Annotated in this window: 13 protein-coding genes, 1 tRNA gene and 1 rRNA gene; 6 read left to right on the top strand and 9 right to left on the bottom strand. The window is 55.5% G+C overall.

Features of this window, described 5'->3' with window-relative positions; all coding sequences use genetic code 11:
• The first annotated feature begins 118 nt into the window (after window positions 1-118).
• Window positions 119-234, top strand: a 5S ribosomal RNA gene (gene rrf / locus ACOTWU_RS17665).
• Window positions 235-341: 107 nt separating this feature from the next.
• On the opposite strand, the gene ACOTWU_RS17660 is transcribed toward rrf, so the two are convergent.
• On the bottom strand, window positions 342-959 hold the full coding sequence (locus ACOTWU_RS17660) for a DUF2238 domain-containing protein (RefSeq protein ID WP_015572442.1): 618 nt from the start codon (window positions 957-959) through the stop codon (window positions 342-344).
• 113 nt (window positions 960-1,072) lie between these two features.
• Window positions 1,073-1,148, bottom strand: a tRNA-Phe gene (locus ACOTWU_RS17655).
• A gap of 169 nt (window positions 1,149-1,317) precedes the next feature.
• Here ACOTWU_RS17655 and ACOTWU_RS17650 point away from each other — a divergent pair.
• Window positions 1,318-2,163, top strand: a complete 846-nt coding sequence (locus ACOTWU_RS17650; protein ID WP_032652259.1) for an AraC family transcriptional regulator — start codon at window positions 1,318-1,320, stop codon at window positions 2,161-2,163.
• Window positions 2,164-2,200: 37 nt separating this feature from the next.
• Window positions 2,201-2,791, top strand: coding sequence for a LysE family translocator (locus tag ACOTWU_RS17645; protein WP_032671509.1), 591 nt, complete (start codon window positions 2,201-2,203; stop codon window positions 2,789-2,791).
• Here ACOTWU_RS17645 and ACOTWU_RS17640 read toward each other — a convergent pair.
• The 5 genes from ACOTWU_RS17640 to aspA form a co-directional block, all read right to left on the bottom strand.
• The gene (locus ACOTWU_RS17640) at window positions 2,788-3,363 is read right to left on the bottom strand and encodes a transcriptional regulator (RefSeq protein ID WP_017383972.1); all 576 of its coding nucleotides are present in this window, start codon (window positions 3,361-3,363) and stop codon (window positions 2,788-2,790) included. The two genes, ACOTWU_RS17645 and ACOTWU_RS17640, sit on opposite strands and share 4 nt — an antisense overlap.
• 49 nt (window positions 3,364-3,412) lie before the next feature.
• Window positions 3,413-5,116: a protein-disulfide reductase DsbD gene (locus ACOTWU_RS17635; RefSeq protein WP_063859811.1), complete on the bottom strand. Its 1,704-nt coding sequence runs from the start codon at window positions 5,114-5,116 to the stop codon at window positions 3,413-3,415.
• Window positions 5,092-5,415 (bottom strand): divalent cation tolerance protein CutA, encoded by a 324-nt coding sequence (gene cutA, locus ACOTWU_RS17630; RefSeq protein WP_003855908.1) that lies wholly within the window; start codon window positions 5,413-5,415, stop codon window positions 5,092-5,094. Before cutA ends, ACOTWU_RS17635 begins: the two co-directional genes overlap by 25 nt.
• Before the next feature lie 113 nt (window positions 5,416-5,528).
• The gene (locus ACOTWU_RS17625) at window positions 5,529-6,830 is read right to left on the bottom strand and encodes an anaerobic C4-dicarboxylate transporter (RefSeq protein WP_003855921.1); all 1,302 of its coding nucleotides are present in this window, start codon (window positions 6,828-6,830) and stop codon (window positions 5,529-5,531) included.
• Between the two features lie 116 nt (window positions 6,831-6,946).
• On the bottom strand, window positions 6,947-8,383 hold the full coding sequence (aspA, locus tag ACOTWU_RS17620) for an aspartate ammonia-lyase (protein ID WP_003855923.1): 1,437 nt from the start codon (window positions 8,381-8,383) through the stop codon (window positions 6,947-6,949).
• 335 nt (window positions 8,384-8,718) lie between these two features.
• Between aspA and ACOTWU_RS17615 the strand changes: the two genes are divergently transcribed.
• A complete protein-coding gene (locus ACOTWU_RS17615) occupies window positions 8,719-9,183 on the top strand; it encodes an FxsA family protein (RefSeq protein WP_003855925.1) in 465 nt (154 codons plus the stop codon).
• Window positions 9,184-9,206: 23 nt separating this feature from the next.
• Here ACOTWU_RS17615 and yjeH read toward each other — a convergent pair whose 3' ends face one another.
• Window positions 9,207-10,454, bottom strand: coding sequence for an L-methionine/branched-chain amino acid transporter (gene yjeH / locus ACOTWU_RS17610; protein WP_032104117.1), 1,248 nt, complete (start codon window positions 10,452-10,454; stop codon window positions 9,207-9,209).
• Between the two features lie 178 nt (window positions 10,455-10,632).
• Here yjeH and ACOTWU_RS17605 point away from each other — a divergent pair, with 178 nt between their 5' ends.
• Complete coding sequence (locus tag ACOTWU_RS17605; protein ID WP_003855929.1) at window positions 10,633-10,926, top strand: co-chaperone GroES; 294 nt, start codon at window positions 10,633-10,635, stop codon at window positions 10,924-10,926.
• Between the two features lie 40 nt (window positions 10,927-10,966).
• Window positions 10,967-12,613, top strand: a complete 1,647-nt coding sequence (gene groL / locus ACOTWU_RS17600) for a chaperonin GroEL (protein WP_015572446.1) — start codon at window positions 10,967-10,969, stop codon at window positions 12,611-12,613.
• A 65-nt stretch (window positions 12,614-12,678) separates the two neighbouring features.
• Here groL and iadA read toward each other — a convergent pair whose 3' ends face one another.
• Window positions 12,679-13,842: a beta-aspartyl-peptidase gene (iadA, locus tag ACOTWU_RS17595; protein ID WP_045907411.1), complete on the bottom strand. Its 1,164-nt coding sequence runs from the start codon at window positions 13,840-13,842 to the stop codon at window positions 12,679-12,681.

Genomic DNA, 13,842 nt, shown 5'->3' with positions numbered 1-13,842 from the left:
AGCGATGCGTTGAGCTAACCGATACTAATGAACCGTGAGGCTTAACCTTACAACGCCGAAGGTGTTTTGGCGAAGAGACAGACACGATTTTCAGCCTGATACAGATTAACAGAATTTGCCTGGCGGCTTTAGCGCGGTGGTCCCACCTGACCCCATGCCGAACTCAGAAGTGAAACGCCGTAGCGCCGATGGTAGTGTGGGGTCTCCCCATGTGAGAGTAGGGAACTGCCAGGCATCAAACAAGTGAAGAGGCCATCCGGAAGGATGGCCTTTTTGCGTTTGTACGTCGAAAAACGGCAGGCCGGGCAAGGCGAAGCCGCCACCCGGCAACTCAGAGCGTACTATCCCTGACAAACATTCAAACGAAGCAATTGCCGCTGATGGAAACGCCCAAGGATCAGCACCGTCGTTAACGCACCAAGCAGCGCGCAAAACATATCTGACTGGGTATCCCATGGATCGCCCTGCGTCCCCAGAAAATCATCCGCACCCTGTCCCATTGCCAAAGCTGCCCACCACTCAATGAGTTCATAGGTGGCGCTAATGGCCAGAGCAACACAGCACACCAGAAATCCCGTCATCTTATGTCCACGAACATACCCACCGCGCAGCAGAATTTCTCGCGCTGCCAGTGCGGGAACCAGCCCCTGGAAGAAGTGACCGAGCTTGTCATACGGATTTCGGCTAAGCCCGAGCATCTCCTGAACCTCAAAACCAACCGGAACCTTTGCATAGGTGTACATACCACCAACCATCAGAATGATGGCGTGGAAGAAAATCAAGGTATAGAGAAGGGGAGTCAGGGGGTATCGCCGGTGCGTGGCAAGCAGAAGTGGGATGATGATAATGACGGGCGTCACCTCCATCAGCCAGGTGATGCGATCGCTCGTGAACAGGCCGGTATAAAACAGGATCAACAGCAGGAGCAGTGACCCGACTTTTAAAGCAGATAAGGTCATATCATTTTCATTGTCAGGGGAAAAAATCACTATTACCTGACAGAAGGGAAAATTCAATGCGTAGCGGATACAGAAAAGCAAAAACCCAGCCGTAGGCTGGGTTCTTTAAATAGTGGTGCCCGGACTCGGAATCGAACCAAGGACACGGGGATTTTCAATCCCCTGCTCTACCGACTGAGCTATCCGGGCAACGGAGCGCATTAAACCGCAATCGCGCGCGATCGTCAACATTATTTCGGGAAAAGCTGTTCAACTGCTTAAGTTTGCGGCAATCTGTCCGTTTGTGCCCTGGAATTGCACAAATCTTCCAGACAGTTCAGGCAAGATGTGACAATGCTGACGGTAAGAGGAGGGCAGTATGGCAAACGACTGGCTTGAGCTGCGTCAGCATGCAGAAACAGGTATTGAGACAATTAAGGCGCATTTCGAAGGACATGCCTTTGATCCCCACTGGCATGATAGCTATCTGGTCGGAATAACCCTTTCCGGCACCCAGCAGTTCCACTGTCGCCGTGAACGCCACCGTAGCCAGCCGGGCGATGCTTTTTTACTTGAGCCCGGGGAGATCCATGACGGTGATGCGCCGATAGAGGGGGGCTTTACTTATCTGACCTTTTATCTGGATGAACACTGGCTCACCCGTACGCTTCAAGGGCTGTACGACTCTACTCCCGGGAGCTACACCCTCCACTTTGCCCAAACGCTGACGCGAGAGCCTCAGTTGGTGCGCGCTATCGGTGATACATTTGCCTCGTTGCATAACGATGAAATGAAGATCGTCCAACAGAGCACAATGGATAACCTGCTCTCTCAGATCACTGCCCACTGCCACTGGCGTAAGAAACTCCCGTCTCAGTTACAAAGCTCCGCCGTGGCGCATCGTGCCCGCGACTATCTCTATGCGCATATCGGCGAGAACGTGGGGCTGTCAGACCTTGCCCGTGAGACGGGTACGGACCGCTTTACGCTCACCCGCTGTTTTAAGCGCGAATTTCACCTGGCACCGCACGCCTGGCTTATCCAGCTGCGCCTGGCAAAGGCCCGACAGATGCTGGCGTGTGGGGAACTGCCTGTTGATGTTGCGGCGGTAGTGGGTTTTGCCGATCAAAGCCATCTTGGTCGCTGGTTCCAGCGGGCATACCGTATTTCTCCGGCACACTACCGTCGGTTGTGCACAAACCTTCCAGACGTTTCCAGAAAATAACGGCACATTCGTGGCTCTAATAAAAAAGGAGTCACCTGTGAATTTATTACCCTTCCTGCTGTTTGCATTTGTCGCCTCGATTACACCGGGGCCAACCAATATTCTGGTACTGGCTAACAGTCAGCACTTTGGCGTAAAAAATACGGTTCCTGCGATCCTGGGCGGGTGTATTGCCGCCAGCGCTATTGTTCTGGTTTCAGGTGCTGGGGCAGGAGAAGTGTTACGCCAGTATCCGCTGATACGTCAGGTAATGAGCTGGGCGGGCGTGCTGTGGCTTTCCTGGATGAGCTGGCAGCTGTTTAGCGCCCCGGCCGCGAGTCTCTCCTCCAGACGACATGTCCGGTTTACCGCGCGGGCGGCGGCGTTATTACAGGTTGTAAACCCAAAAACGTGGATGATGGCGCTGGCAGTTGTCAGCCTGTTTGCTCCGGCAAGCGACCATGCATTTCGGGATGTTGCGCTGATGGCGCTATGGTTTCTGGCGATCTCCGTGGCTTGTTTGTTGTGCTGGGCGTGGCTGGGGAAGGCGGTGAACCGGATTTTCCGCACCACCGTGGCGATGGTGCGATTTCAGCGCGCGATGGCGCTGTGTTTGTTTATTTCCGCCTGGACGGGAATGCTGGCTTAGGTCAGTGCACCACCCATACGACACTGCGCGAACCGCAAAATATCTTCCGCCAGACGGTGCGCCGTATCCACATCCGCCTGGCTACGGTTCACCAGCATGCGGCTCAGGCAACCTTCCAGCACCAGCTCCATCTGCTTCGCGACCATTGCCGGGTCATCCACTTCAAGTGTGGTCAGCAGCTCGTGTGTGAACTCGTGCGCGGCACGTTTTTGCTGATCTGCCAGTTGATGGATGGGATGCCCGGGATCCGGATAGTAGGTGCAGGCGGCGATAAACAGACAGCCTGGGTAACGGTTGTTGGTAACACACTCCGTCAGTGCGGTATAGCGCGCCAGCAGCTTTTGCTCGGTGGTCAGCTCTTCATTCAGCATCAGCTGCCTGCGCCAGATATCCACCTGCTGGCTGAGATAGCGCAGGGCATCATACAGCAGCGCCTCTTTATCCGGCCAGAAGCGCTTAAGTTCATCCAGAGGGTAATCGATACGGTCGGCGACCATCTCAAGCGTGGTGCTGGCGATCCCTTGAATCTCAAGCAATTGCAGGGCTTGTCCCAGTACGTCTTCGCGTTGCACGGTTATCTCCTCCGCTATTCCCAACGGTTTGTCCCGTCTAAAGTGTTGTTTACGGTTGGCGATTGCGCAAATGCGCGTTGAATGCCGTCGCGTCCATAAACCCGGTTACACGCTGCGTCAGCTGTTCTTCCCCCTGTTCATTGAAGAACAGGATGGTAGGCAGCCCGAGCACATTAAGTTGCTTCAGTAGAGCCTTATCCTGCGCGCTGTTGGCGGTAACGTTCGCCTGGAGCAGAACGGTATCGCTCAGCGCATGTTGTACCTGCGGATCGCTGAAGGTGTATTTTTCAAACTCTTTGCAGGCCACGCACCAGTCGGCGTAGAGATCGAGCATGACCGGTTTGCCTTTCGCCTGCGCCAGGGCGCGGTTAAGGTCATCCACGTTCTTAATCTGTATAAAATTCAGATGAGCCTGCGTTTGACCTGCCGGGGTGCCAAACGCCCAGTCCTGTAGTGGACGGACGCTCACCAGCGCGGCCGCCAGCAGAAGGATCTGTAGCAGGCGCATCCACGGTTTCTTCGCCCCCAGACTCACGATAAACGCCCAGCTGAAGAAGGCCACGCCGAGCATCGCCCAAAGACGCGTACCCCACACATCACCGATGATGCGCTCCAGCAGAAATACCGGCAGCGCCAGAATGACAAAACCAAACGCGGTTTTCACCGTCTCCATCCACGGGCCGCTCTTCGGCAGCAGACGATTGCCAAACACCGTCATCAGGATCAGCGGCAGGCCCATGCCGAGCGCGTAGAGGTACAGCGTGCCGCCGCCGAGCCACAGGTTGCCGCTCTGGGCAATGTATAACAGGATGGCGCTCAGCGGCGCGGTGGTGCAGGGGGAGCAAATCAGCCCGGCGATGGCACCCATGGCGAACACGCCGCCCGCAGAGCCACCCTGCTGACGGTTGCTCATCAGCGTCAGACGGGTTTGCAGGGAAGAGGGCAGTTGCAGGGTGAACAGGCCAAACATCGACAGCGCCAGCAGAATAAACACCGCTGACAGTCCGATAAGCACATAAGGGTGCTGAAGGGCGGCCTGGAACTGCAACCCGGCAGCGGCGACCACGAGGCCGAGCGCCGTATAGGTTAACGCCATGCCCTGCACATAGATAAAGGCCAGCAACAGCGCGCGGGCGGTGGAAAGGCGTTGTTTACCGCCCAGCACGATGCCAGAGATAAGCGGGTACATGGGCAGCACGCAGGGCGTAAAGGCGATGCCGATACCAATCAATAACGCCCAAAGCGCGGAGAACGGAAGGTCTGAAGCGGCTTTGCCTTCACCCCTCACCCTGGCCCTCTCCCCTGGGGGGAGAGGGGAGGCCGCCGCTTTCACTTCGCTAAGCGGAACGACCTTTGTTTCAGGTGGGTAACAGAATCCGGCGTCGGCGCAGCCCTGATAGGTGACCGTTAATGTGGCGCCTTTACCCGCCTGATTCACCGTGACGGGCACGCTTAAGCGCTGGCGATAAATTTCACTCTTACCGTAGAACTCATCCTCGTGCCACTCGCCAGCGGGCATCTGCAATGCGCCGACGTTCGCCTTTGCCGGCGTGATGCTGACCTGCTTGCGATAGAGGTAGTAACCCTCTTTCACCTGCCAGGTGAGACTGAGATCGTGCTGGTTTTGCTGAAAGTCGAAAACGAACGCCTGGTCGGCAGGAATAAAGTTCGAACGGCCGGGTGCGTCAAACAATCCGGCAAAAGCTGACGTGCTGCACAGCAGCAGGATCAGCGTAATGAAGCGTTGAGCCATGAGAGATAATCGTTATCGCCGTGGACCACTGGCAGAACCAGCAGCTCCGGGGTTTGGTATGGATGATGAGACTTGAGGCAGTCGAGGAGCGCCTGCTGGTTTGTCAGGTTGGTTTTGAGCAACATCTGGACTTCGTACTCTTGCTCCAGCTTACCTTCCCAGTAATAAAGGGAGGTGGCGCCGGGAAGAAGTGTGACACAGGCAGCCAGTTTTTCGGCCAACACTTTGGCGGCCAGATCCTGGGCAGAAGCTTCATCAGGGGCGGTGCACAGTACAACAACAGCATCAGGCGTGTTCACAAGTCGACCTCCTCATCACGAAAGTCTTCACTATATCACGCAAGGCGGTTGGTCATTAATGAAACGGGCCGCAGAGCGGCCCGATTTTAACTATTTTTACAACGGCTAATCGTTTACAGCACAATGCCGCCGATGATAAAGCCGAGGATCACGCAGAGCGTAATCGCCACCACGCCCGGGATCAGGAACGCGTGGTTAAACACGTATTTACCAATACGGGTTGAGCCGGTGTCATCCATCTCAACCGCGGCCAGCAGGGTTGGGTAGGTGGGCAGAACGAACAGGGCGGAAACCGCTGCAAAAGAGGCAATCGCCGTCAGCGGCGTCACGCCCAGCATTAGTGCCGCAGGCATCAGCGCTTTGGTGGTCGCAGCCTGGGAGTACAGCAACGTCGCGGCAAAGAACAGCACTACCGCCAGCAGCCACGGATAGTTGTGCAGCAGGTCGCCTGCAACGGTCTGGATATCGCTAATGTGCGCTTTCACAAAGGTATCACCGAGCCACGCCACGCCCAGCACGCACACGCAGGCGCTCATGCCGGATTTGAAGGTGCTGGCGTTCAGCACTTCGCTGGTGTCGATTTTACAGGTGATGCTGATCAGCGTCGCGATGGTCAGCATAAATACCACAATGGCTTCGTTACGCGGCAGAACCGGGTTCTGGATCAGACCTACCGTATCGCTGATGGCGGTCGCGTAGAACATCACGGCGACGATACCAATCAGGAACAGCAGCACGGAGCGTTTTGCATGCGGCTTCAGCTCGAAGACCTGACTACCGCGCAGGCTCACTTCACCTTTTGCCAGACGCTCCTGGTAAACCGGATCGTCTTTCAGCTCGGCGCCGAGGAAGTTACACAGCACGGCAGTGATCATTACCGCAATCAGCGTGACCGGAATACAGATTGCCAGCAGCGTCAGGTAACTTACGCCCATCGGCTCAAGGATACCCGCGAAGAAGACCACCGCCGCGGAAATGGGCGAGGCGGTAATCGCAATCTGGGAGGCGACCACGGCAATAGAAAGAGGGCGAGACGGGCGAATACCCTGTTCTTTCGCCACTTCGGTGATTACCGGCAACGTGGAGAAAGCGGTATGGCCAGTACCGGCGAGAATGGTCATAAACCAGGTCACCAGCGGGGCAAGGAAGGTGATGTATTTCGGATGGCGACGCAGCATTCGCTCCGCCAGGCTCACCAGGTAGTCCATGCCGCCTGCGACCTGCATAGCCGCGATAGCAGCAATAACCGCCATGATGATTTCGATAACGTCAAAAGGGATTGCGCCGGGTTTAATCTGAAAGATCAGGGTAAGTACAAGCACCCCGAGACCGCCGGCAAAACCGATGCCGATACCCCCGAGTCGTGCGCCCAAATAAATCGCCAACAGGACGATGACGAGTTCTGCTCCAAACATAAAGACCTGCCTTGCTCATTAACAAGTTGATATTGAATTGTTGTGTTTTGGTAACGCCCATAAAGAAAAAAGGCACGTCACAAGTGACGTGCCTTTCGGAAGCTTAGCCTGAACGGTTACTGTTCGCTTTCATCGGTATATCGTTTCGCTTTATATGCCGGGTGCATCAGGTTCTGGGCGGAGAAGATATCGTCCAGTTCGGCTTCGGTCAACAATCCTCGCTCGAGAACCACCTCACGCACGCTCTTACCGGTTTCGGCACAAATCTTCCCGACGATATCGCCGTTGTGGTGGCCGATGAACGGGTTGAGGTAGGTGACGATGCCGATGGAGTTATAGACGTAGCCTTCACACACTTCTTTATTCGCGGTGATGCCGTTGATGCATTTTTCCAGCAGGTTGTAGCAGGCGTTGGTCAGAATATGGATAGATTCAAACATTGCCTGGCCAATCACCGGCTCCATCACGTTCAGCTGGAGCTGACCGGCTTCGGAGGCCATGGTGACGGTCGTATCGTTACCAATAACCTTGAAGCAAACCTGGTTCACCACTTCTGGCACCACCGGGTTCACTTTAGCTGGCATGATGGATGAACCCGCCTGCAACTCTGGCAGGTTGATTTCATTCAGGCCAGCGCGCGGACCGGAGGAGAGCAGGCGCAGGTCGTTACAGATTTTGGACAGTTTCACCGCCAGACGTTTCAGTGCGCTGTGCACCATCACGTAGGCGCCGCAGTCTGAGGTAGCTTCAATCAGGTCTTCCGCAGGCACAACCGGCAGGTTGGACACTTCAGCCAGCTTCTGTACCGCCAGCTGCTGATAGCCATCTGGCGTGTTCAGGCGTGTACCGATGGCGGTTGCGCCCAGGTTCACTTCCAGCAGCAGTTCGGACGTGCGCAGCAGGTTTTTCGTCTCTTCGTTCAGCAGCACGTTAAACGCGTGGAATTCCTGTCCGAGGGTCATTGGCACCGCGTCCTGCAACTGGGTACGGCCCATTTTCAGGATGTCCTGGAACTCTACGGCTTTACGCTGGAAGCCATCGCCCAGCTGATTAATCGCGTCGACCAGTTTAACGACAGAGGCATACACCGCGATGCGGAAGCCGGTTGGGTAGGCGTCGTTGGTGGACTGACATTTGTTAACGTGGTCGTTCGGGTTCAGGTACTGGTATTCACCTTTCTGATGACCCATCAGCTCCAGGCCGATGTTTGCCAGCACTTCGTTGGTGTTCATGTTGACGGAGGTGCCCGCGCCGCCCTGATAGACGTCAACCGGGAACTGATCCATGCATTTACCGTTGTTCAGCACCTCATCGCACGCGGCGATAATCGCATTTGCAGCGCTTTTAGGAATGGTTTGCAGCTCTTTGTTCGCCAGAGCCGCGGCTTTTTTTACCATCACCATGCCACGCACAAATTCAGGGATGTCGCTGATTTTGCTGTTGCTGATGTAGAAGTTTTCAATCGCTCTCAGAGTGTGAACACCATAGTAGGCATCCGCTGGAACTTCCCTGGTACCCAACAAATCTTCTTCGATACGAATGTTGTTTAACATGTGAACCTTCTTTTCAAGCTGCCGATGGATTGTACTAAACACACAGTATATATGTGGTTTTGAATATTTTATGACCGACGATTATTCCCTCAATCGGCCAGATGTTCGAGATCATATGCTGATGATAGCGAATTGCCGTAAGCTGGATCACTTATTATCGACCCGATTTCATGATAATTATTAATCTGTGAAATATGTCACCGCTTTAATATTTCCAGAAAAAATATCCGTGCAAACCGATTGAAATTTGGCTAACCGTCACCATCTCTTATCTACGCGCTTCGCGAACACATTCAGTCAGGGGCCAGAAGGCACCTGCCATACAGGAGATGCCAGTGCGCTGGATACCATTTATTGCTTTCTTTCTTTATGTTTACATTGAAATTTCGATTTTCATCCAGGTTGCCCATGTGCTGGGCGTCCTGCTGACGCTGATTCTGGTGATCTTCACCTCCGTCATCGGCATGTCGCTGGTGCGCAATCAGGGTTTCAAAAATTTCCTGTTAATGCAGCAGAAGATGGCCGCAGGCGAAAGCCCGGCCGCCGAGATGATCAAAAGCGTGTCGCTGATTATTGCTGGCCTGCTGCTGATCCTGCCGGGCTTCTTTACCGACTTCCTCGGCCTGCTGTTGCTGTTGCCGCCGGTGCAGAAGCACCTGACCATGAAGCTGCTGCCGCATCTGCGTTTCAGCCGTATGCCAGGCGGTGGTTTCAGCACCGGCCCGGGGGATACCTTTGAAGGGGAATATCAGCGTAAGGATGAGCAGCGCGACCGGTTAGATCATAAAGACGATCGGTGAGTTTGTGGCCCGGTGGCGCTCGCTCACCGGGCCTGCGGCTTTTGCCGCTTCGGTAAAAACACCCACAGCCCCGCCAGCATGACGATGGCGTACACACTCTTCCATCCCACCATCGCCAGCAGCATCAGGCACAGGACACACCCGACAGCCGCCAGCGCCTTAAAGCGTCCTTTCAGTAGCCGACAGCCCGCCAGCATGCACAGCAGGTAGATCATGATGAAAATACCGTTGGCGTAGACAATCAGCGCGTCAAGGTTGATGTCGAGGAGATAAATGGCCAGAGAACTCACCACGCAGCAGCCCAGTACGCTATTCAGCGCATTCACCGGAAGCTGACGCTTTGACAGGCGTGAGAGGGGGCTATCCGGTTTATAAAGTGCCTGAGACCACACCAGCCGGGCGAAGCTCTGAATATAGATGTTGAGGCTGGCAAAGCAGGCGAGATAGCCAATTACGCAGGCTACCCACAGGGCTTTAACGCCAAACAGCTGCACCACGATGCCCGGCAGCGACGCGGCGGCGGCTTTCTCTTCACCGAATGCGTTAAAGTGCAGCACCAGTACGGTACAGGCCCAGTACACGGTACCCGCCAGCAGCAGGCCAATCATCAGGGCGCGGGGAAAATCACGCTCGGGCTGTTTGAACTCGGATGCCAGATGAGCGAACGCCTCCAGACCGACGAAACACCAGAACATGACGGATAGTGCAGCGAAAAGCTGTGCGTGGTCGATGTCGTTAATCGCGGGGAAAGGAATATCCGCCACCGTAATGTCACCCGCAAACCAGATGGCGACGATCAGCGCGACAATTAACACGGCGACCAGCGTTTGCAGATTGGCGCTGGAACTGGCCCCGCGCGAGCCAACCCACCAGACAATGGCCAGCGTACCGAGTTCAGCCAGCAGCAGCTGTTCATCGTGCCAGCCAAACAGCGCCTGTCCGAAGCCGGTTGCGATATGCAGGGCTGCCGGAAGGCCAACGGGTATCACCGACAAAAATAGCCAGCCGGTGACGCGCTCCATCCGCGGCCCAAACGCCATGCCGACAAAATGCGCTACGCCGCCTGCGCTCGGGAAGTGCCGCCCGAGTATGGCAAAGACAATCGCCACCGGAAACACCAGCACGATCAGCACCGGCCATGCCCAAAGACTGTTATTGCCGGCAACCAACGCCGCCAGCGCGGGAACCGCAAATACCCCCGTGCCTAACAAAGACGTTGAGAGTAAGCCAATGCCCTGCGCCAGCCCCAACTCCTGCCTGAGTCCACTCATTTACCTCGTCCCGCCACCATCAAAAGAGAGTGGATGGTAACACTTTCGCAAATTTTTTTTCGATTACCCCTTGAAGGGGTAAAAAGCTATCCCCATCTCTCAGGGCACTAGCCGGAAAACCGCATGCGGACCGGCGTCATCCATAACTGATAATGACTTTCTCAAAGGAGAGCTATCAATGAGTATTCGTCCGTTACATGATCGTGTGATCGTCAAACGTAAAGAAGTTGAAACCAAGTCTGCGGGCGGTATCGTTCTGACCGGTTCAGCAGCAGCAAAATCAACGCGTGGCGAAATCATCGCTGTCGGTAAGGGCCGCATCCTGGAAAACGGAACTGTGCAGCCACTGGACGTTAAAGTTGGTGACATCGTCATTTTCAACGATGGCTACGGCGTGAAATCCGAGAAGATCGACAATGAAGAAGTGTTGATCATGTCCGAGAGCGACATTCTGGCAATTGTTGAAGCGTAATTAACGCACGAAAACTGTACGAATTTGAGGAAATAAGAACATGGCAGCTAAAGACGTAAAATTCGGTAACGACGCTCGTGTAAAAATGCTCCGCGGCGTAAACGTACTGGCAGACGCAGTGAAAGTCACTCTGGGCCCGAAAGGCCGTAACGTAGTGCTGGACAAATCCTTCGGCGCGCCAACCATCACCAAAGATGGTGTTTCTGTTGCACGTGAAATCGAGCTGGAAGACAAGTTCGAAAACATGGGCGCACAGATGGTGAAAGAAGTTGCCTCTAAAGCGAACGACGCTGCCGGTGACGGTACCACCACCGCGACCGTACTGGCGCAGGCGATCATCACCGAAGGCCTGAAAGCCGTTGCTGCGGGCATGAACCCAATGGATCTGAAACGTGGTATCGACAAAGCTGTCGCCTCTGCTGTTGAAGAACTGAAAGCGCTGTCCGTACCGTGCTCTGACTCTAAAGCCATTGCTCAGGTTGGTACTATCTCCGCTAACTCCGACGAAACCGTAGGTAAACTGATCGCTGAAGCGATGGATAAAGTCGGTAAAGAAGGCGTGATCACCGTTGAAGACGGTACTGGTCTGGAAGACGAACTGGACGTGGTTGAAGGTATGCAGTTCGATCGCGGTTACCTGTCTCCATACTTCATCAACAAGCCAGAAACTGGCGCTGTTGAGCTGGAAAGCCCGTTCATCCTGCTGGCTGACAAGAAAATCTCCAACATCCGCGAAATGCTGCCAGTGCTGGAAGCCGTTGCGAAAGCAGGCAAGCCGCTGGTAATCATTGCTGAAGACGTTGAAGGCGAAGCGCTGGCGACTCTGGTGGTTAACACCATGCGTGGCATCGTGAAAGTGGCAGCGGTTAAAGCACCTGGCTTCGGCGATCGTCGTAAAGCGATGCTTCAGGATATCGCTACCCTGACTGGCGGTACCGTGATCTCCGAAGAGATCGGTATGGAGCTGGAAAAAGCGACCCTGGAAGACCTGGGCCAGGCGAAACGCGTTGTGATCAACAAAGACACCACCACCATCATCGACGGTGTGGGTGAAGAAGCTGCTATTCAGGGCCGTGTTGGTCAGATCCGTAAGCAGATCGAAGAAGCAACTTCCGATTACGACCGTGAAAAACTCCAGGAGCGCGTAGCGAAACTGGCAGGCGGCGTAGCGGTAATCAAAGTCGGTGCGGCTACCGAAGTTGAAATGAAAGAGAAGAAAGCACGCGTTGACGATGCTCTGCACGCGACCCGTGCTGCGGTAGAAGAAGGCGTGGTTGCTGGTGGTGGTGTCGCGCTGGTACGTGTAGCCGCTAAACTGGCTGGCCTGACTGCTCAGAACGAAGACCAGAACGTGGGTATCAAAGTTGCGCTGCGCGCGATGGAAGCTCCTCTGCGTCAGATCGTGTCCAACGCCGGTGAAGAGCCGTCTGTGGTTGCGAACAACGTGAAAGCGGGTGAAGGTAACTACGGTTACAACGCGGCAACTGAAGAATACGGCAACATGATCGACTTCGGTATCCTGGATCCAACTAAAGTGACCCGTTCTGCACTGCAATACGCGGCATCTGTAGCTGGTCTGATGATCACGACCGAGTGCATGGTGACCGACCTGCCTAAAGGCGACGCGCCTGACTTAGGTGCTGCTGGTGGTATGGGCGGCATGGGTGGCATGGGCGGCATGATGTAATCATGTTGTTCTGAACCTCTCAGAACGAACCCCGGGCAGCAATGCCCGGGGTTTTTTATTGTCTTCTACTCGAAGGTGCCTTTCACGCACACAACGCCTCCACGCACCATCTGGCGGCCTTTCGCCCAGACCTCACGGATCTTCAGATCATCGGTCAGCACCAGGACGTCGGCATCGCATCCGGGCGCGATCCGCCCTTTATGCTCCAGGCCGAGAAACTCCGCCACGTTACGCGTAAACGGCAGAAGCGCCTCCTCCAGCGGCAGGTGATACCGGCCGACCAGCTGCTGTAGCGTCTCAAGCAGGGACTCAAATCCCGCCACGCCAATGCCAACAAGATTACCATTTGCGTCAAAATTCGGCTGGCTGCCGTTGCCATCCGAGCTGAGCGTGAGCCGGTTAAACGGCACCTGTGCTTCACGGGCCGTCGCGATAGCGGTGGCGGCATCAACAGGCTCGCTGATGCTGGTGGTGATGTCGATGTACCCCCCTTCGCGGGCATAGTCCAGTGCGGCGTGGAACAGTGCCTGGGCGCGGTTGACGTGAGTTGGCAGCAGCTTCGTACGGGGCACGTCGGCGTTATTCAGGATGTTAAGCAGCGGCTCCAGAAGTTTCGGGCTGTTGCCGAGGTGAAACACGGATATCCCCGCTTTGGCGCCCAGCAGCCCGCCGACTCGCGACTGGGCGGCTATATTCGCGAGCTGGTCATCTGCCGGAGCGGAAGAGCGATGGTCGGAAATCGCGCATTTCACGCCAATGATTTTATCAATCAGCGCCACATCCTTTTCGATACTGCCGGTAATCGTCGGAGAAGGCAGGCCATACGCGCCTGTCAGCATCCACGCGCTGATCCCTTCATGCTCAAGCGCCCGCGTTTTCGCCAGCAGCGACTCGGGATGGCGGGTCACGCCGTCGGTGCCCAGCAGGCCAACAACGGAGGTGATGCCAGCCGCCACCAGCGCAGACAATCGCACCTCTGGCGTCCGGGTGTGGGGACCGGCTTCACCGCCGCCGCCAATCAGGTGTACATGCTGATCGATAAACCCCGGACAAACCACCGCTCCGGCGAGATCGCTTTCAGGACAGTCTGGCCTCGTTGTGGCGTGGCCCGCTTTTTCGACTGCGACGATTTTTCCTCCGGCAATCAGCAGATCGCAATGCCCAAGCTCCTCGGGAGCGTAAAGCTGCGCATTGCGGAAAAGGTGCGGTTCCAGCACTGAAAAATCCAT

This window comes from Enterobacter cloacae complex sp. GYL001, assembly GCF_049237125.1.
Classification (GTDB): Bacteria; Pseudomonadota; Gammaproteobacteria; order Enterobacterales; family Enterobacteriaceae; genus Enterobacter; species Enterobacter hormaechei_C.
The sequence above is the reverse complement of the archived record's forward strand: the minus strand, read 5'-3'. Positions and strand labels throughout refer to the sequence as shown.